At 52.1% G+C, this 18287-nt stretch carries 16 protein-coding genes, 2 tRNA genes, 2 rRNA genes, 1 pseudogene and 1 riboswitch; of the genes and pseudogenes, 18 read left to right on the forward strand and 3 right to left on the reverse strand.

Annotation, left to right across the window (positions count from 1 at the left end; genetic code table 11):
- From BZJ17_RS03380 to BZJ17_RS03440, 12 genes are all read left to right on the forward strand, one after another.
- A 23S ribosomal RNA gene (locus BZJ17_RS03380) occupies window positions 1-278 on the forward strand; the annotation flags it as partial.
- 87 nt (window positions 279-365) lie between these two features.
- Window positions 366-481 (forward strand): 5S ribosomal RNA (gene rrf, locus BZJ17_RS03385).
- 191 nt (window positions 482-672) lie between these two features.
- Window positions 673-749: transfer RNA gene (locus tag BZJ17_RS03395), tRNA-Asp, on the forward strand.
- Between the two features lie 147 nt (window positions 750-896).
- A tRNA-Trp gene (locus BZJ17_RS03400) sits at window positions 897-973 on the forward strand.
- A gap of 455 nt (window positions 974-1428) precedes the next feature.
- Entirely contained in the window at window positions 1429-1809 is a 381-nt protein-coding gene (gene crcB / locus BZJ17_RS03405; RefSeq protein WP_069586806.1) for a fluoride efflux transporter CrcB, read from the forward strand.
- Between the two features lie 56 nt (window positions 1810-1865).
- Window positions 1866-1965: riboswitch (TPP riboswitch) on the forward strand.
- A 93-nt stretch (window positions 1966-2058) separates the two neighbouring features.
- Complete coding sequence (thiC, locus tag BZJ17_RS03410; RefSeq protein ID WP_069586807.1) at window positions 2059-4035, forward strand: phosphomethylpyrimidine synthase ThiC; 1977 nt, start codon at window positions 2059-2061, stop codon at window positions 4033-4035.
- A complete protein-coding gene (thiE, locus tag BZJ17_RS03415) occupies window positions 4032-4700 on the forward strand; it encodes a thiamine phosphate synthase (protein ID WP_077639783.1) in 669 nt (222 codons plus the stop codon). Before thiC ends, thiE begins: the two co-directional genes overlap by 4 nt.
- Complete coding sequence (locus BZJ17_RS03420) at window positions 4684-5451, forward strand: HesA/MoeB/ThiF family protein (RefSeq protein ID WP_077639784.1); 768 nt, start codon at window positions 4684-4686, stop codon at window positions 5449-5451. Before thiE ends, BZJ17_RS03420 begins: the two co-directional genes overlap by 17 nt.
- Window positions 5432-5632: a sulfur carrier protein ThiS gene (thiS, locus tag BZJ17_RS03425; protein WP_077639785.1), complete on the forward strand. Its 201-nt coding sequence runs from the start codon at window positions 5432-5434 to the stop codon at window positions 5630-5632. The genes BZJ17_RS03420 and thiS overlap by 20 nt, the downstream gene beginning before the upstream one ends.
- Before the next feature lie 2 nt (window positions 5633-5634).
- Window positions 5635-6408, forward strand: coding sequence for a thiazole synthase (locus tag BZJ17_RS03430; RefSeq protein WP_077639786.1), 774 nt, complete (start codon window positions 5635-5637; stop codon window positions 6406-6408).
- The gene (gene thiH / locus BZJ17_RS03435; protein ID WP_077606789.1) at window positions 6408-7559 is read left to right on the forward strand and encodes a 2-iminoacetate synthase ThiH; all 1152 of its coding nucleotides are present in this window, start codon (window positions 6408-6410) and stop codon (window positions 7557-7559) included. The genes BZJ17_RS03430 and thiH overlap by 1 nt, the downstream gene beginning before the upstream one ends.
- 13 nt (window positions 7560-7572) lie before the next feature.
- Entirely contained in the window at window positions 7573-7803 is a 231-nt protein-coding gene (locus BZJ17_RS03440; protein WP_069361819.1) for a glutaredoxin family protein, read from the forward strand.
- A gap of 53 nt (window positions 7804-7856) precedes the next feature.
- Here BZJ17_RS03440 and BZJ17_RS03445 read toward each other — a convergent pair whose 3' ends face one another.
- Together BZJ17_RS03445 and BZJ17_RS03450 are read right to left on the reverse strand one after the other, a co-directional pair.
- Window positions 7857-9644, reverse strand: a complete 1788-nt coding sequence (locus tag BZJ17_RS03445) for an aminopeptidase P family protein (RefSeq protein WP_077639787.1) — start codon at window positions 9642-9644, stop codon at window positions 7857-7859.
- 63 nt (window positions 9645-9707) lie between these two features.
- The gene (locus tag BZJ17_RS03450; protein WP_077639788.1) at window positions 9708-10688 is read right to left on the reverse strand and encodes a LysR family transcriptional regulator; all 981 of its coding nucleotides are present in this window, start codon (window positions 10686-10688) and stop codon (window positions 9708-9710) included.
- Between the two features lie 98 nt (window positions 10689-10786).
- On the opposite strand from BZJ17_RS03450, the gene BZJ17_RS03455 reads away from it, so the two are divergent.
- Window positions 10787-11992, forward strand: a complete 1206-nt coding sequence (locus BZJ17_RS03455) for a multidrug effflux MFS transporter (RefSeq protein ID WP_077639789.1) — start codon at window positions 10787-10789, stop codon at window positions 11990-11992.
- A gap of 208 nt (window positions 11993-12200) precedes the next feature.
- On the forward strand, window positions 12201-12494 hold the full coding sequence (locus BZJ17_RS03460; RefSeq protein WP_069588237.1) for a hypothetical protein: 294 nt from the start codon (window positions 12201-12203) through the stop codon (window positions 12492-12494).
- Window positions 12495-12559: 65 nt separating this feature from the next.
- Here BZJ17_RS03460 and BZJ17_RS03465 read toward each other — a convergent pair whose 3' ends face one another.
- On the reverse strand, window positions 12560-13471 hold the full coding sequence (locus BZJ17_RS03465; protein WP_069588236.1) for a DMT family transporter: 912 nt from the start codon (window positions 13469-13471) through the stop codon (window positions 12560-12562).
- Between the two features lie 133 nt (window positions 13472-13604).
- On the opposite strand from BZJ17_RS03465, the pseudogene rmuC reads away from it, so the two are divergent.
- The 4 genes and pseudogenes from rmuC to ubiB form a co-directional block, all read left to right on the forward strand.
- Window positions 13605-15059 (forward strand): annotated as a pseudogene (rmuC, locus tag BZJ17_RS03470) (DNA recombination protein RmuC); the annotation flags it as partial.
- Window positions 15060-15217: 158 nt separating this feature from the next.
- Window positions 15218-15985 (forward strand): bifunctional demethylmenaquinone methyltransferase/2-methoxy-6-polyprenyl-1,4-benzoquinol methylase UbiE, encoded by a 768-nt coding sequence (ubiE, locus tag BZJ17_RS03475; RefSeq protein WP_069588234.1) that lies wholly within the window; start codon window positions 15218-15220, stop codon window positions 15983-15985.
- A 9-nt stretch (window positions 15986-15994) separates the two neighbouring features.
- A complete protein-coding gene (locus BZJ17_RS03480) occupies window positions 15995-16606 on the forward strand; it encodes an SCP2 domain-containing protein (protein WP_069588232.1) in 612 nt (203 codons plus the stop codon).
- Window positions 16606-18252: a ubiquinone biosynthesis regulatory protein kinase UbiB gene (gene ubiB, locus BZJ17_RS03485; RefSeq protein ID WP_077639791.1), complete on the forward strand. Its 1647-nt coding sequence runs from the start codon at window positions 16606-16608 to the stop codon at window positions 18250-18252. The genes BZJ17_RS03480 and ubiB overlap by 1 nt, the downstream gene beginning before the upstream one ends.
- The last annotated feature ends 35 nt before the right edge of the window (window positions 18253-18287 follow it).

The following is an 18287-nucleotide window of genomic DNA, read 5'->3' on the forward strand; positions in this document are numbered from 1 at the left end:
GTTGGATGATTGAGGGGAGCTGCTCCTAGTACGAGAGGACCGGAGTGGACGAACCGCTGGTGTTCGGGTTGTGTCGCCAGACGCATTGCCCGGTAGCTAAGTTCGGCACAGATAAGCGCTGAAAGCATCTAAGCGCGAAGCTGGCCCCGAGATGAGTCATCCCTAGAGCTTCGAGCTCTCTAAAGGGTTGTCGTAGACGACGACGTTGATAGGCAGGGTGTGTAAGCGCTGTGAGGCGTTGAGCTAACCTGTACTAATTGCCCGTGAGGCTTAACCATACAACACCCAAGAGGTTTTGGGTTGGACTTGAAATAAAGCCAGTTGATTGTGGCGAGAACGAACAGCTTTCTAGATTACCGAATTTGCTTGGCGACCATAGCGCTTTGGACCCACCTGATTCCATGCCGAACTCAGTAGTGAAACGAAGCAGCGCCGATGGTAGTGTGGGGTCTCCCCATGTGAGAGTAGGACATCGCCAGGCTTTGAATACAATTGATTAAAGCAAAGAGATATAAGCCTTTAATCATACAGAATTGGTGCGGAGTGGTAGTTCAGTTGGTTAGAATACCGGCCTGTCACGCCGGGGGTCGCGGGTTNTAGGACATCGCCAGGCTTTGAATACAATTGATTAAAGCAAAGAGATATAAGCCTTTAATCATACAGAATTGGTGCGGAGTGGTAGTTCAGTTGGTTAGAATACCGGCCTGTCACGCCGGGGGTCGCGGGTTCGAGTCCCGTCCACTCCGCCACTACTTAGAAACCCTGCTAATTTTAGTAGGGTTTTTTTGTTATTGGGTCGTTGGGGCGGTTTGCTTTATAAATAAGCGATCAAACGTCTGAAGCGTAATTGGTGGTGGTAATTTGTCGCGGGATCGCTACAATAGGCACCTATCTACAGGGGTATAGCTCCAATTGGCAGAGCAGCGGATTCCAAATCCGCGTGTTGGGGGTTCGAATCCCTCTACCCCTGCCAAATACCAAAGCATCGACATCGTCGGTGCTTTTTTTGTATGTGAATCATCAAGCTTCTCGTAACCCGATTAAGGGTAGGTGTGAACATACAAACGACAAAAAAGCGTGTTGGGGGCTGGGTCGCCAGCCCGGTCGAATCCATCTACCCCTGCCAAACATCAAAGCATCGACATCGTCGGTGCTTTTTTTGTATGTGAATCATCAAGCTTCTCGTCACCCGATTAAGGGTCGATGTGAACATGCAAACGACAAAAAAGGCGTGTTGGGGGCTGGGTCGCCAGCCCGGTCGAATCCCTCTACCCCTGCCAAATACCAAAGCATCGACATTGTCGATGCTTTTTTGTATGTGAATCATCAAGCTTCTAGCACTCCTAACCCTCTTCCCTTTTTCTTCCTCCTGTTTCTTGTTCACATGTCGCGGTATGATGACTTTTTACCAATCGAAAGGAGCACCCAGTGGTAAGCATATTGTGGGTAGGACTTGGTGGCGCATTAGGGGCGTCTTCGCGTTTTTTAGTTTCAGAGTGGAGCGTCGCGGTGTTTGGTCGAGGATTTCCTTACGGCACTCTCATGGTTAATGTCCTGGGCTCATTAGCGATGGGGGTCTTTTTAGCGGCGATGAGCCAAGAGCTGATTGCCCCAGTGCCTTGGCGTCAACTGATTGCGATTGGCTTTTTGGGCGCGTTCACCACCTTCTCGACCTTTTCAGTGGATACCTTGCTTCTTTTTCAACATGGTGAGACGGTGAAAGCCTTGTTAAACGTGGGTCTCAACCTTGCGTTATGCTTAGGAGCGGCCGCGATGGGGGCTTGGTTGCTAGGACGCATTACTGGGTAGGTAAAAACATGCCATTACGTCGCTTGTTGTTGCGGCGGTGATTTCTTATACTGGCGTTGAACTTGTCGGAGTGCCAATTGGCTGAGACCACGTGAAGTGGGATCCGTTGAACCTGATCTGGTTAGGACCAGCGAAGGGAACAAGAGATGCATCAGATCACAGACCGTACGCGTCTGCCAGTTTGCTCACATCTCAATTCAGCGTTTTCCGGCAAGCATTAATTCCCATAATGAACACCGGAGTAATGCTATGTCGACCCGTAAACAGGCCCGTCTTGAGGCCAAATCTTTTATCGATTCCCTCTCTGCGCAAACCTACCCTAACTCGGAAAAAGTCTATGTCGAGGGATCGCGACCCGATATTCGCGTAGGCATGCGAGAAATCCATCTGTCTCCAACTTTTGTAGGCGGGAGTAAAGATAATCCGCAGTATGAAGCCAATGAATCCATTCGGGTTTATGACACATCAGGGCCTTATACCGACCCACAGAGTGCTATCGATATTTACCAAGGCTTAGCTCCAGTGCGCAAAGCCTGGATTGATGAACGTGCCGATACAGAGTTTCTTGATGCAGTGAGCTCAGACTATGCAAAGACTCGCCTTAGTGATGAAACCTTGGATGATCTTCGCTTTAGTGCCTTACCGTCTATCCGTCGGGCGAAACCTAACCAGTGTGTGACCCAACTTCACTACGCACGCCAAGGCATTATCACTCCAGAGATGGAATTTATCGCTATTCGGGAAAATATGGGTCGCCAGCAGTATCGTGAAGAGCAACTAAACCGCCAGCATCCAGGAGAAAGCTTTGGTGCTCACTTGCCATCAAACATCACTCCCGAATTTGTGCGCCAAGAAGTTGCTGAAGGGCGTGCGATTATTCCTGCCAACATTAACCACCCAGAAGCGGAGCCGATGATCATTGGGCGTAACTTTCTGGTGAAAGTGAATGCCAATATTGGTAACTCGGCGGTGAGCTCCTCCATTGAAGAAGAAACTGAAAAATTAGTGTGGGCGACGCGTTGGGGCGCGGATACGGTGATGGATTTGTCGACCGGACGCAATATCCACGAAACTCGCGAGTGGATTTTACGTAATAGCCCAGTCCCGATTGGCACTGTGCCTATGTATCAGGCGCTTGAGAAAGTGAATGGCATTGCCGAAGACCTGACTTGGGAAGTGATGCGCGATACCTTGATAGAGCAAGCCGAGCAAGGGGTCGATTATTTTACCATTCACGCTGGAGTGCGTTTGCACTATGTGCCCATGACCGCCAATCGCGTGACTGGGATTGTCTCGCGTGGTGGGTCGATTATCGCCAAATGGTGCTTGGCGCATCATCAAGAAAGCTTCCTCTATACCCATTTTCGTGAAATCTGCGAGATTTGTGCCGCCTATGATGTATCGCTGTCACTAGGCGACGGGTTACGTCCCGGCTCAGTGGCTGACGCGAACGACGAAGCGCAATTCAGTGAGCTACGTACTCTGGGCGAGCTTACCAAGGTGGCATGGGAATACGATGTGCAGGTGATGATTGAAGGCCCCGGCCATGTGCCCATGCACATGATCAAAGAGAACATGGACGAGCAGCTCACCCATTGCCATGAAGCGCCTTTTTATACTTTAGGCCCGCTGACTACTGATATCGCGCCTGGTTACGACCATATCACCTCCGGGATTGGTGCGGCGATGATTGGCTGGTTTGGGTGTGCGATGCTTTGCTATGTCACGCCCAAAGAGCATCTGGGTCTGCCCAATAAAGAGGATGTTAAAACCGGACTGATTACTTACAAGTTGTGCGCGCACGCCGCCGACTTAGCCAAAGGACATCCGGGCGCGCAGGTGCGAGATAACGCCATTTCCAAAGCGCGCTTTGAATTCCGCTGGGAAGATCAGTTCAACCTTGCTTTAGATCCGGTGACGGCGCGTGCTTATCACGATGAAACACTGCCTCAAGAGTCCGGCAAGGTCGCGCATTTTTGCTCCATGTGTGGGCCGAAATTCTGCTCCATGAAAATCAGCCAAGAAGTCCGAGATTATGCCAAAGAAAATGGCTATGCCGCCGCGGGTGAAGCGATTGATGTCACTATGCTGGAAGACCCGTTAGCAGGCATGCAGCAAAAATCGCAAGAGTTTCGAGAAAAGGGCAGTGAGCTCTACCTGCAAAAATCCCATCATTCGTCACCACAAGGCGCTGAGGTAGCGGACAGCGATAAGGTGGAGTCATGAGCCTGACCCCATTTGCGCCTATGTCTGAAGGTATAGGCCCATTATATCCGGTAGTGGACGATGTGGATTTGCTCGAACGCTTGCTTTGCTTGGGGGTGAAAACCGTGCAATTGCGTGTGAAGCAGCCAGCGCATCCACAATTGCTAGATTGGATACAGCGTGCGGTGGCATTGGGCCGCGCGCACCATGCGCAGGTGTTTATCAACGATCACTGGCAGCTCGCGCTTGAGGCTGGCGCCTATGGCGTTCATCTGGGGCAGCAAGACTTACAAGAGGCGGATCTTGATCGGCTCGCACGACAAGGCGTGCGCCTTGGCGTCTCGACGCGCAGTCCCGAACAGCTCGCTGCAGCGGTTGAACTCTCGCCCAGTTATCTCGCCATCGGCCATATTTTTCCCACCACTACCAAACAGCTCGCCGAGCCGCCGCAAGGCATTTCTGCGTTAGCGCAGCAGGTGGCGACTGTGGATGGCCGCTTCCCGACGGTGGCGATTGGCGGTATTGATCTCAACCGAGCCCCTGACGTTTGGCGCACTGGTGTGGAGGCCATTGCGGTGGTCCGCGCCGTGACGCAAGCGCCTGATTTAGCGGCGCGCATTGACGCATTTAACCGCTGTCTTAATCCATCAAGACAGCAAGGAGGGCGTGATGCTATCGGACAGTGAATACCTGCGTTATAGCCGGCAAATCATGCTGCCAGAAGTTGGAGAGTGCGGGCAGCAGGCACTGAGCAAGGCGCGCGTGTTAATGGTCGGTGCCGGTGGGCTTGGAACCACCGCGGGCCTCTATCTTGCAGGCGCTGGCGTGGGTCAGTTAGCGATTGCTGACTCGGACCACGTTGAGCTATCTAATTTGGCGCGTCAGGTAGCGTATCGGGATGAGCAAATTGGCACCGATAAAGCCGCAGCGCTAGCCGCTAACTTGGTCGCGCTGAATCCACATTGCCAGTGCCGAGCCATCAATGCCTATCTAGAAGGTGAGCGTCTGGCGCTTGAAGTGGCGATGGCGGATGTGGTCCTTGATTGCAGTGATAATCTCGCTACTCGCCATGCAGTCAATCAAGCCTGTGTAGAGGCTGGTACACCCTTGGTGAGCGCAGCGGCGATCGGTTGGCAAGGCCAGTTATTGGTTTATCAACCGCATAGCGCATGTTATGCGTGCGCCTTCGCAGACGTGACGCTTTCTGAACCCACGCGCTGTTCTGAAGCTGGGGTAATGGGACCTGTGGTCGGTATGATGGCCACCGCGCAAGCGTTGGAAGGAATAAAACTGTTATTAGGGCAGGCGGTCGGTACCAATCGCTTGTCACGACTGGATGGACAAGCCATGACATGGCAGCACTTTTCGCTGCCCGTTCATCCGCACTGTGCGGTTTGTCAGCCAATGCGGGAGGTAAATGATGCGGTTAATCATTAATGACACGCCTACAGAGGTCAATGCCAAGACCGTCGCGCAACTGATTGAGGAGATGAAGGTGCCGGCCCAATCGGTCGCTGTCGCGCTAAATCAGACCATTATTGCGCGTGATGCTTGGTCATCCACGTCACTCACCGCTGGCGATAGCTTGGCGGTCTTTCAAGCGATTGCCGGAGGATAATTATGTTAACCATTGCGGATACGACGTTTTCATCTCGGCTGTTAACCGGCACCGGCAAGTTTGCCAGTCGCAAGACCATGGCCGAATCACTGGCGGCCAGTGGTACTGAACTGGTCACCATGGCGCTAAAGCGAGTCGATGTGCATGCCACACAAGACGATATTCTAACGCCGCTGCGCGAGCTCGGTGTACGCCTGCTGCCCAATACCTCAGGGGCGAAAAATGCGCAAGAAGCGGTCTTTGCCGCGCGTCTTGCCCGAGAAGCATTGGGAACGCATTGGGTGAAGCTGGAAATTCACCCCGACCCCAAATATTTGATGCCTGACCCGATTGAAACCCTTCAAGCGGCGAAAACGCTTGTGGATGAGGGGTTTGTGGTGCTGCCATATTGTCATGCCGATCCTGTGCTGTGTAAGCGTTTGGAAGAGGTGGGATGCGCGGCGGTGATGCCCCTTGGCTCACCGATTGGATCCAACCAAGGGCTGGCCTCAATGGCGTTTCTCGACATCATTATCGAGCAAGCTCGCGTGCCGGTGATCATTGATGCCGGCATTGGTGCACCGTCAGATGCGGCGTTAGCGATGGAGCGCGGCGCTGATGCGGTATTGGTCAACACCGCCATTGCCGCGGCTGGCGATCCGATTGCCATGGGCGCAGCGTTTAAACAAGCGGTTGAAGCAGGACGCTGTGCGTATCGCGCTGGGCTGGCGGGCACACACAATCACGCCCACGCGTCTAGCCCCTTAACCGCGTTTCTTGACGCTAAGGAGGCGTGATGAGCTTTTCTGAGCGGTGGGCGGCACTCGATTGGGATCATCATCGCCTTTCGATTTACAGCAAAACGCGCCAAGATGTCGAGCGGGCGCTGGCTAAATCTTCGCGCAATTTGGACGACTTCGCTGCCCTGATAAGTCCTGCCGCTGAAGCCTACCTTGAGGCCATGGCTCAGCAATCTGCGGCGCTGACGCGGCAGCGGTTTGGCTACACCATGGGGTTTTATATTCCGCTGTATCTCTCCAATTTATGCGCCAACGTGTGTACCTATTGCGGTTTTTCGATGGAAAACCGAATCAAACGGCGCACGCTGGATGAAGCCGAGATCGCCGCCGAGTGTGAAGCGATCAAAAAAATGGGCTTTGACAGTGTGCTATTGGTGACCGGTGAGCATGAAACCAAGGTAGGGCTCGAGTATTTTCTCCGCGCCTTACCCTTGGTGAAGCGATACTTTCATCATGTGGCGATGGAGGTGCAGCCGCTGGATACCGAGGCATATCGCGCCTTGGTGGCACAGGGTGTGGATGCGGTGATGGTTTACCAAGAAACCTACCACGCTCCAACCTATGGGAAACACCACAAGCGCGGGAATAAAACCGACTTTCACTACCGGCTGCAAACCCCAGATAGGTTGGCACAAGCAGGGGTCGATAAGATCGGTCTCGGCGCCTTGATTGGCCTTGAGGACTGGCGCACCGACAGCTTTTTTACCGCCCAGCATCTGGATTATCTGGAAAAGCAATACTGGCAAAGCCGCTATTCGCTATCTTTTCCGCGCTTACGTCCTTGCGCGGGGGCGTTACAGCCGAAATCGGTGATGACGGACAAGCAGCTGGTTCAGCTGATTTGTGCCTATCGGTTGTGGAATCCGCAGGTAGAGCTGTCGCTATCGACACGAGAGTCCCCCCACTTTCGCGACAATGTGTTACCCCTTGGCGTCACGAGCCTATCCGCGGCGTCAAAAACCCAACCGGGCGGCTATGCGAACCCTGAGCCACAATTAGAGCAGTTTGCCATCAGTGATGAACGTAGCGCGGCAGAGGTGGCCGCCAGCGTCCGAGCCCTCGGTTTTGAGGTGGTATGGAAAGATTGGGATAACATCTACGATATCGCGCGTCAGGCGCAAATGGCTTCACAAACGGCAGTGGGTTAGCGACAATGCGGGCATGAAACGTATTACTGTATATGTAGGTCCACGCTGTCCTCACTGTGAGGCGGCCAAAGCTTACTTGGATAAAAAAGGGCTGCGTTATCGTGTTGTCGATACAGCCACGCCCAAAGGCAAGAAGCTGCTGGCAGCAACAGGGTCGCGGGGTGTCCCGGTGATTTGCATTGGCGATACCACCTTGCGCGGCTTTTCGCCCAAAGCGGTCGAGAAAGCCCTGAAAGGGGAATAAAAAAAGCGTCCAATCGGACGCTTTTTGTTTTTCATACTCGGTGAAGACGCGACTTAACGGCTTAGTGGCGCGGTCGCTTGTTTTAACCAAGCTTGGTCTTGATCATCGAGGTGCGGGCTGATTTCATCCCACACGGTTTGATGATAGCGATTCCACCACTGGATTTCCGCCTCGCTGAGTAAGCTCACATCGACCAAACGACGATCGATCGGTGCACGCGTGAGTGAGGCAAATCCGAGCATTGTCATGTCACCCTCGGTGGGCTTTTCTTCAATCAACTCGAGGTTTTCAATCCGGATCCCAAACGCGTCGGCGCGATAGTAGCCCGGCTCGTTTGACACCACCATGCCTGGCAATAGCGCGACGCTATTGGGCGCTTTGGAAATGCGCTGCGGACCTTCGTGCACGTCCAAGAAATGCCCGACACCGTGACCGGTGCCATGGTCAAAATCATAGCCGTGTTGCCACAAATACTGGCGTGCTAAGGCATCAAGCTGGCTGCCTGAGGTGCCTTTCGGGAACAGCGCAGTGGCCAGCGCAATATGCCCTTTAAGCACCAGCGTGAAGGCCTTTTTGATCTCAGCGCTGCATTCGCCCACCGGCACGGTACGGGTAATGTCGGTGGTGCCGTCATAGTATTGACCGCCTGAGTCGACCAAGTAGACGTTGTTGCTCTCAATCACGCTCGGTTTAGGCTGATTGTTGTGGTTATAGTGACACATGGCCGCATTGCCACCGGCGGCGGAAATGGTATCAAAGCTTAAGTCGACCAGTTGATCGTCTTGTTGGCGGAATTGATACAGGGTGTCCGCGAGCACGGCTTCATCAGGGCGTTCACCGGCGTCGACTTGACGGTCAAACCACGCCAAGAAGCGGGTCACGGCAACACCATCGCGCACGTGACAGGCACGCATACCGGCGATTTCTTGCGGGTTCTTGGCCGCTTTTTCAAGCGCACATGGGTCTTGCGCTTCCACCACGGTGACTTGCGCTTGTTGGAGCGTGTCCAGTGTCCACGCATTGGCACCGTTTGGGTCGACCAATACACGTTGACCGCTCAGCACTTGCAGGGCATCAACCAGGCTATCAGGGGGCGCGACACTCACGCCTTGGCCCACGTGTGCATCAAAGCCTTCGGGGAGACGGTCAGGGTCGATAAACACGGTGACGTCACCGGATTGCTTGATAATCGCTTGGGTCAGTACCACGGGCAAACGTGGGATATCGCGACCACGGATATTGAGCAGCCAACAGACGGCATCTGGTTGAGTGAGTACCGCGGCATCAAGATTCTGATCGGCTAACTGCTGGCCAATGGTTTGACGTTTATCTAAGCTGGCGCGGCCGGTTTTCTCTTCACCCAGTAAAATGGCAGGGCTATTAAGCGGGGCGGGACGATCGTCCCACAAGCTTTCAATCGGGTTTTGCTCAACACTCACCAATGTCAAAGCCCCATCCAACGCGCGTTGGGTACGTTTGTACCAAGCAGCGCTATGCATGCGAGCGTCGATAGCCAGCTTGGCACCTTTTGGCAATTGTTGCTGGGCCCATTGCACCGGTGGCTCATCAATCAGGTGGCAGTAGTCAAACAGGCCAGCGGGAACTTGCTTACGGACTTGAACCACATAGCGGCCATCAACAAAAATCGCTGCCTTGTCGCGGGTGATCACCGCGGCGCCTGCTGAGCCGGTAAAGCCGGTCGCCCAGTGGAGGCGTTCGTTGTGCTCAGGCACATACTCACCGAGGTATTCGTCTTCATGGGGGATGAGTAGGGCGTCATAATCGTGTTGAGCCAGCCAGTGTCTTAGCTGCTCAATACGCTTGGTAAGGGTCGCGTCCATTATTCTTCCTTCTTTGTATGGGGTGAACTTGCCATGTTCGGCCACGCGCAAAAAACCAGTGGGTTAGACCCTAGCGCGATTGGCGATAGGCTGCAATTTTGCTGGGCTAAATTGCTGACAGCGTGAAATAATCAAGGCTTTCAGCCATTGATGCCCCGGGTCATTTTCTTGATTTTGATGCCAAAACAAGGTGTACGCCATCGGCGGTATTGGCGTCGGTAACGGCCTTACCACCAAATTGAGCGACGCGGCAATATAATGCGCAAACTGGCTTGGTGAAGTAAACACCAGGTCGGTATAGGTACACAGGCTCGCCGCACTGTTGAAATCTGGCACGTACATGGCAATGTCACGCTCAATATTACGCTCTGCCAGTTTATAGTCCAACAGCCAGCGGTCATTCCCATCACACTTCACCTGTACATGTCGCAGTCCAAGATAACGCGCTTCATCCCATGGACCCTTGAGTGCCGGGTGATCGGCGCGCATCAACACACACTGGTGATCTTGGCAAAGCTCTTGGTAGCGTACACCTTTGGGCGGCATCAGGGTCAGCATGGCATCGGCGGGATTTAAATCTTTACCGGTAATACCAAAATCGATATTGCCGCGGGCGAGGCCATCAAAGGTAGTTTGATCCCAAGCAGCGGTATTGAGGGTGATAGCTGGAGCCGCTTCCAGCATATCGCCAATAAACTGTGGCAGTAGCAATGGGTAGGCGCTCTCGACGAGGGCAAAGCGAAAACAGCGATCACTCAAGTGTGGTTGAAAGTGGTCCGGCTCGGTCATCGCCGCAACATCATTGAGTAAAGCCCGTAATTTTGCCTGTAAGGCTTGCGCCCGAACGGTGGGTTTGAGCCCGTGGGCCGCTCGCGTAAAAAGCGGGTCGTTAAATTGCGCTCTTAGTCGGGCTAAGTTTTTACTCACTGCCGATTGGCTTAAATGCAGGCGTTTTGCCGCCCCCGTGACATTACACTCTTCCAACAATACATGTAAGCACACCAATAAATTAAGGTCGGTGCGCTGCAGCTGGTCCAAATCCATTACAGGTATTCTCCTTAGGAATAACTGCTTTTACTATAAACCATTATGGTTCATATCCTGAAGCCACTATACTGCGTGCCTGTATAGAGGAGTAACCAATGTCACACACTGATTCACCGACATCGAATCGCTTACTGGTCGCCTTAATGGTGTTACTGGTGCTGTTTAGCCCGATGGCGATTGATATTTATTTACCGGCGTTGCCGCATATGGCGGGGGACTTTAACGTTAACCCGACGTTGGTACAGGACACCATCACTTGGTTTATGTTTAGCTTAGGCTTAGGTCAGCTGTTCGCTGGGCCGTTGGCTGATCGCTTTGGTCGCAAACCTGTAGCCGTCATTGGCATACTGCTCTATGGACTGAGCTCTTTGATGGCGTGGCTCGCCACCTCGATGGATATGATGCTGGTGGCGCGTTTGCTGCAAGGTTTTGGCGCGTGCGCGACTTCCGTGTGTGCATTTGCAGCGGTGCGTGACCGATTCGGTGCTGAGCGCAGCGGCCATATGATTAGCTATCTTAATGGCGCGATTTGCTTTGTTCCTGCCTTGGCGCCGCTATTGGGGAGCTGGCTTACCCAAGTCTTTGACTGGCGCGCTAACTTCACCTTTATGCTCGGTTATGCGGTATTAGGGTTGGTATTAGTTATGGTCTTTTTGCCCGAGACACGCCCTGCGCACACGGACACCTCGGGTCGCCTATTTAGCGTACGCCGTTATTGGCAAGTGCTACGCGTACCAACATTTACCTACCACATCATCCTTTGCATGCTGGCCATGGCGGTGATCTTAGCGTATGTCACCTCCGCGCCTGTATTACTGATGGATAGATACGGTATTTCCATGAACAGCTTCACTTTTTGGTTTGGTGCTAACGCGGCACTAAACATTGCCGCGGCGATGTTAGCGCCGCGCTATATGGAAAAATTTGGTAGCCGCCGTGCGCTCAATATTGGCTTGATGATGCTGGTAGGCTCGGGTGGGCTGATGTTGGCATTAAGCTCTATTGCGACGCCTTGGGCCTTTATGTTGCCGATTTTTACCTCATCATTTGGCTTTGCTTGGGTGTTAGGCGCGTCAGCCGGCGCCGCTTTAGCCCCATTTTCTGACCGTGCTGGCACAGCGGCAGCCTTGCTGGGATTGTTCCAAATGAGTGGCGCAGGGCTTTTGGTCAGCTTAACCCAGCGCTTGGGGTTATCGGCCAGCGATCTGATGACAGTGCATATGTGGCTCTTGTTGCCCGGTCTCGTGATTTTATGGTCCCCAGTTGGGAAGCAATGGCATGCAGCAACGGCAAAACGGTAAGAAAATCAATAAAAACAACGTCTCAGTTGGCAAAGTATAATAAGACGTGCAAAACGCAGGGGTCTCGACAACCCATCATCCCTTTTCGCTGGCTCCGGCCAGCGTTTTTTTATTTTGCTAAAAGTGCGTGGTTCGGAGTATATTTACTAAGCAAATCGAATTAACGCTCATTCCTTTTCGTTTTTATCTCAAAGGTCAGTTACACACTATGTCATTATCGACAATCGAAATGGCGCGCGTCCTCGAACAACTTGAGGAATCGCCAGAAAAAATCATGTTTGGCAAATTACTGCAAGAATTAGGTAGCCAAAGTGAAGAGCGTGTACGCAGTGCTGCACGTCAAGTGCCACTGAAATACTTGCGTGAACTGGTTTACCAATTTAATTCTGTGATTGAAGAGCGCCGTTCTGAGCGCATTGAAGAAATCACTCAAGGCTTACTGCAAGATGGACTCTCTGCTGACGAGCTCTATCAGTACATGACACAGCGTAAAGTTGGCTAACCCTTAGTCCACACTGTGTGATTGTGGCGCCCATAAGGTGACGCCACTGAGCTTTACATGAATGACTATGACGACGCACTGGCAGCGGACGGTTTGCCACGCTTGCCTGTGCGCTGTTGAATTAATAATCCCACCACAATACACATCAAACCAATTAACGTGCTTAGATGAATGGTCTCACCAATAATGGTGGCGAGTAATAGCAGCGAAATAAACGGTGATATAAATATCAGATTACTGATCCGAGAGGTATTCTGAGTATATTTCATTGCGCTAAGCCACAGCATAAATGTCACGCCCATTTCGAAAAGACCGACGTAACTCACCGCGAGCCACCCTTGCCATGGAATGCCTTGCCATGATGCGGTTAGCCCCGCCAAAGTAAGAGAAATGGGTAGCGAAAGGACAAAGCTTAATAATATCCCGACTACAGGATCGGCAGCGTTTTTAGTATTTAATATCCAGTACCCTGCCCATAGTAGTGTCGATAATAATGCCAACCCAATCCCTAATGGGCTATCAAATTGCAGCGAAAATAATTGTCCCTTGGTGGCAATAATCACCACGCCGAAATACCCCAATGCCGCAGCAATCCAATCTTGACGACGAATCGTCTGCCCTAAGAAAAGCGCTGCCATCAACGTTAAGGTAATGGCCCAGCTGTAATTTAAAGGCTGCGCTAATGAGGCAGGTAATAGATCGTACGCTTTAAACAGGACTAAGTAGTAAATCAGTGGATTGACGAGTCCCAATACGAGGTAGTAACCCGGTCGCGCGCGAAAGGTTGGCCAGATAGCGCCCAATTTGCCTTGGAGCGCGGCAATGACGAGTAGGATCACCACAGAGACGACACTGGCGGCGGCCAGCATCTGTATGGGCGACATATAACGTAGCGTTATCTTAAATGCGGTGGCGACGGTCGACCAAAGTAAGACGGCTGATAGGGCGAATATCAGCGCCTTGCGCTCATCATGCATGCTGCGTCCTTGCGGTTATGCCAGTGTTTTTAGGCAGTCTACGGGATCCCGTGTCTCTGAGATAGACTGGACATTTATCCAGTGTGCGATTAGCCTTTGCTGACATAACTGACTGTAAAATAGAGACCTCGCTATGCTGGATGGCTTGTCGTTAACCTCATTGCATTTTATTGCGTTTTTACTCGGGGCGGGCGGTACCTGTGTGCTCGGTTATGCGGTGCATCGACGCGTGCTCGCGCAATACCAACATTGGTATCAGGCGCAGCAAGATCGGCAGCAAATAGCCTTTGAGGCACAACGCGAACACTGGCAACAACAACAGGAACATCAACAGCAAGAGCTGGATAACTTGGATGTTGAGCGTGATCGTTTAAGCCAAGAGCTACGCCACTACTACGGTAAGCTCACGTCGGCAGCCGAAAAATTGCGACAGCTGGAGCAGCTGCGTCAACATAACCAAAGTTTGGAGCAAAAACTTGATAGCTTGCGGGACGAAAAGGCCGAATTACTGGCTGAGCTTCGTGAGGTGAAAGCGAGTGCAGAACAACAATTACACGCTGCGCAAGAAAAACAAGCATTGCTCGAAAATGCAGAGGAACGCTTACGCGCCCAATTCGAACAGCTGGCCAATCAAGTGTTTGAACAAAAAGTTCACTCCGTTGACGAGCAAAATAAAATGAGTCTCGAGACCTTACTCGGGCCGCTGAAATCGCAATTAGAAGGGTTTAAAAAGCAAGTAACCGACAGTTTTGGCGAACAAGCCAAAGAGCGTCATACCCTCATTCATGAAATCAAAAATCTGCAGCAATTAAACGCAGATATGACTCGCGAAGCCCATAACCTTACCCAAGCCCTTAAAGGGGATAACAAACAGCAAGGTAACTGGGGCGAAGTGGTGTTGGCGCGAGTGTTAGAAGAATCCGGTTTGCGTGAAGGGCATGAATACCATACTCAAGTGAACCTTGAGAATGAGCAAGGCAAACGCTATCAACCGGACGTGATTGTCAAATTACCGCAAGACAAAGATGTGGTGATCGATGCCAAGATGGCATTGGTGGCCTACGAGCGTTATTACAATGCGGAGTCCATTGTCGAGCAAGATGCGGCGTTGAAAGACCACGTGCAAGCGATCCGCGCCCACATCCGTGGCCTTGGACGCAAAGACTATCACCAACTGCATGGCGTGAAGACGCTGGATTATGTGTTGATGTTTATCCCTGTGGAGCCTGCGTTCCAAATTGCCATTGAAGCCGATCCTAGTCTGATTCGTGAGGCGATGGATAACAATATTATGTTAGTCAGCCCCACCACCTTGCTGGTGGCGTTGCGTACCATCAATAACCTTTGGCGCTACGAATATCAAAATCAGAACGCCAAACAAATTGCAGATAAAGCCAGTAAGCTCTACGACAAGGTACGTTTATTTGTCAGCGACATGGAAGGGTTGGGGAGCGCATTGGGTAAAGCGAACGACAGCTATCATGGCGCGATGAATAAGCTCAGCCAAGGTCGAGGCAATATTCTTCGCCAAGCCGAGGGCTTTAAAGCCCTTGGCGTCGAGGTAAAGCGCGATATCAGTCCAGCGCTTGCGAATGCGGCATTAACCTCTTTTTCTCCCCAAGGCGCAGATGAAGACGATCCGGTGTCTGACATTTCGTCTGTGAACAAATAGAAGAAACTTGGTCCCGCGCTTGGAGTCCGGATGGGCGATAAAGTAAACTAGGGCCAACACGTTAGGGGATTAACATGACAGATAAACAAACGCATCAGGACCAAGAGACCATCGACTTTGGCTTTCAGCAAGTTAAACGCCAAGAAAAAGAAAGCATGGTAGCCAATGTATTTCACTCGGTGGCCGCAAAATATGATCTGATGAACGACGTCATGTCGATGGGCATCCATCGGATATGGAAGCGTTTTACCATTGACTGCAGTGGCGTGCGCGCAGGGCAGAAAGTTCTCGACTTAGCCGGTGGAACGGGCGATTTAACCGCCAAATTCTCGCGTTTGGTCGGTGAGAGCGGAGAAGTGGTACTCGCCGATATCAATAACTCCATGCTGAAAGTGGGCCGAGACAAACTGCGTGATAAAGGCATTGTAGGCAATGTCAGTTACGTACAAGCGAACGCAGAAGCGTTGCCATTTCCCGATGATCACTTTGACTGCATCACCATCGCGTTTGGCCTGCGTAATGTCACCGATAAAGATGCGGCCTTGCGTTCGATGTTCCGTGTGCTCAAGCCGGGGGGACGTCTGTTGGTCTTGGAATTCTCTAAACCAGTCGTCGCGCCGCTTTCCAAAGTGTATGACGCCTACTCATTCCACGTCTTGCCGAAAATGGGCCAGCTTATTGTCAACGATCCAGATAGCTACCGCTACTTGGCCGAGTCGATTCGCATGCACCCTGATCAAGAAACATTAAAAGGAATGATGGAACAAGCCGGGTTTGAACAAACCAGCTACCACAACCTGACCGGTGGCATTGTCGCCCTGCACCGCGGATTTAAATTCTAAGGAGCCAGTATGGCCTTTGATTCTCTCGTGTGTGCCGCCTTGGAGACAGCATTAAATGGCGTGATCACACGCGATGCTGATAGCCAGCGCCGTTTGGCGCGCCTCAAAGGCCGTACGATTCGCGTTTCTTTGCAAGAGTGGAATAAGCAATTTGTCTTCGCGTTCAGCCAACGTGTGGATGTGCTCAGCCACTACGAAGCACAGCCTGACTGTGCACTCTCTCTCTCGCTTGCCGCGCTGCCTAAACTGCAACAAAAAGCCAATATTACCGCGCTGATCAAAGCCGATCAGCTGACGCTTGATGGCGATATCGATGTCGCCCAGCAATTCTCACAACTGCTCAGCGGGTTGCAGTTTGATATTGCCGAGTGGCTCTCGCCCTATATGGGGGATGTGATGGCACATACTGTGGTGAGTCACGCCCAAAAGCGCTGGCAGCAAGCGAACCAACTTGCCTCGCGTCAGCAGCGCTACCTTGGCGAGGTATTAACCGAAGAATGGCGCGTGGCGCCGGGACCATTGGAAGTGGCTTACTTTTCGGATCAAGTCGATGAGATCCGCAGTGATGTTGCCAGACTTGAGGCGCGTTTTAAGCAGTTGGCTGAACGGATGGAGTCCTAATGACGCTCAGTGAAATTCGTCGTTTATATTTTATTATTCGCACCCTGCTGCTTTATGGGTTAGACGCCTTGTTGCCTAAGCAGCCGATCACCCGCTTAGCGCACCTGGGGCGGCAGTCTTTGTTTTGGTTGAAAAACCAGCACCCCGATAAGCCGGTGGGTGAGCGACTACGTTTGGCGCTGCAAAGCTTGGGCCCGGTGTGGGTGAAGCTTGGGCAGATGATGTCGACGCGCCGTGATCTTTTTCCCGCCGATATCGCCAATGAGTTGGCTCAGCTACAAGATAAAGTCGCGCCGTTTGATGGCCACAAAGCCAAGGCGCAAATCGAAGCCTCGCTGGGTGGCCCACTGGAGACCTGGTTCAGCGACTTTGATCCTAACCCACTCGCCTCCGCGTCGATCGCGCAAGTGCACACTGCCACCTTAAAATCGAACGGGCGTGAAGTGGTACTGAAGGTGATTCGTCCTGATATCTTGCCGGTGATTCAAGCTGACTTGCGCTTGATGTATCGCGTGGCACGGCTGGTGGCGCGTTTTCTGCCTGATGCTCGTCGGTTAAAGCCGGTTGAAGTGATCCGCGAGTATGAAAAAACCTTGCTTGATGAGCTGGACTTAATGCGCGAAGCGGCCAACACCATTCAGCTGCGCCGCAACTTTGAAAACGACTCCGCACTGTATGTGCCTGAAGTATTCAGTGACTACTGCCGCAAAGACGTGATGGTGTCTGAGCGTATCTATGGTATTCAAGTGTCGGATATCGAAGCGCTGGAAGCGAATGGCACTGATATGAAATTGCTCGCCGAGCGCGGGGTTGAGGTCTTCTTTACCCAAGTATTCCGAGATAGCTTTTTCCATGCGGACATGCACCCGGGCAACGTGTTTGTTTCCTACGAACACCCGCATGACCCGCAGTGGATTGGACTGGACTGCGGAATTGTCGGTACCTTAAATCGCGACGATAAACGCTATTTGGCGGAAAACTTTATCGCGTTCTTTAACCGTGATTATCGCAAAGTCGCTGAGTTGCACGTCGATTCTGGCTGGGTGCCGCATGACACCAATGTGGATGATTTTGAGTTTGCCATCCGCACCGTATGTGAGCCTATTTTCGAAAAACCGCTGTGCGAAATCTCGTTCGGTAATGTTTTATTGAACCTATTTAACACCGCGCGCCGTTTTAATATGGAAGTGCAGCCACAGCTGGTACTGTTACAAAAAACCTTGCTCTACATCGAAGGACTGGGGCGTCAGCTCTACCCGCAGTTGGATCTCTGGACCACGGCCAAGCCGTTTTTAGAGTCGTGGATGAAACAGCAAGTGGGGCCACAAGCGGTGTGGGCTGCGGTCAAAGAGAAAGCGCCATTTTGGGCTGAGAAGCTACCCGAGATCCCAGAGCTGGTGTATGACGGATTGCGTCAAGGGCGACAAATCAACCAACGGCTCGATGCTTACTATCATGGTTATTTGCAAACACGGCAACGTCATTCACGCGCCACTTACATGCTCGGTATTGGCGCCACTTTGCTACTGACAGCAACCATACTGTTTGCCAATCAGGTAGAGGTCTTACCTTCGGTCGCAGCCGGCGGCGCGGTGATTTTTTGGTTGTGGGGTTGGCGACTTTGTAATAAAACCTGTAATAAATAGCAGCTACACTGCTGCGTTCAATTGATGTAAACCAA

The organism is Salinivibrio sp. IB574, from assembly GCF_001996205.1.
GTDB classification, from domain to species: Bacteria; Pseudomonadota; Gammaproteobacteria; order Enterobacterales; family Vibrionaceae; genus Salinivibrio; species Salinivibrio proteolyticus.

Bases quoted from the DNA above. Each gene is read 5' to 3' on its own strand.
- thiS (WP_077639785.1), top strand. From the start codon at position 5,432: ATGATGCGGTTAATCATTAATGACACGCCTACAGAGGTCAATGCCAAG.
- ubiE (WP_069588234.1), top strand. From the start codon at position 15,218: ATGACAGATAAACAAACGCATCAGGACCAAGAGACCATCGACTTTGGC.
- thiE (WP_077639783.1), top strand. From the start codon at position 4,032: ATGAGCCTGACCCCATTTGCGCCTATGTCTGAAGGTATAGGCCCATTA.
- BZJ17_RS03420 (WP_077639784.1), top strand. From the start codon at position 4,684: ATGCTATCGGACAGTGAATACCTGCGTTATAGCCGGCAAATCATGCTG.
- BZJ17_RS03430 (WP_077639786.1), top strand. From the start codon at position 5,635: ATGTTAACCATTGCGGATACGACGTTTTCATCTCGGCTGTTAACCGGC.
- BZJ17_RS03450 (WP_077639788.1), bottom strand. From the start codon at position 10,688: ATGGATTTGGACCAGCTGCAGCGCACCGACCTTAATTTATTGGTGTGC.
- BZJ17_RS03465 (WP_069588236.1), bottom strand. From the start codon at position 13,471: ATGCATGATGAGCGCAAGGCGCTGATATTCGCCCTATCAGCCGTCTTA.
- BZJ17_RS03480 (WP_069588232.1), top strand. From the start codon at position 15,995: ATGGCCTTTGATTCTCTCGTGTGTGCCGCCTTGGAGACAGCATTAAAT.
- BZJ17_RS03460 (WP_069588237.1), top strand. From the start codon at position 12,201: ATGTCATTATCGACAATCGAAATGGCGCGCGTCCTCGAACAACTTGAG.
- BZJ17_RS03455 (WP_077639789.1), top strand. From the start codon at position 10,787: ATGTCACACACTGATTCACCGACATCGAATCGCTTACTGGTCGCCTTA.
- BZJ17_RS03445 (WP_077639787.1), bottom strand. From the start codon at position 9,644: ATGGACGCGACCCTTACCAAGCGTATTGAGCAGCTAAGACACTGGCTG.
- thiC (WP_069586807.1), top strand. From the start codon at position 2,059: ATGTCGACCCGTAAACAGGCCCGTCTTGAGGCCAAATCTTTTATCGAT.
- BZJ17_RS03440 (WP_069361819.1), top strand. From the start codon at position 7,573: ATGAAACGTATTACTGTATATGTAGGTCCACGCTGTCCTCACTGTGAG.
- thiH (WP_077606789.1), top strand. From the start codon at position 6,408: ATGAGCTTTTCTGAGCGGTGGGCGGCACTCGATTGGGATCATCATCGC.
- ubiB (WP_077639791.1), top strand. From the start codon at position 16,606: ATGACGCTCAGTGAAATTCGTCGTTTATATTTTATTATTCGCACCCTG.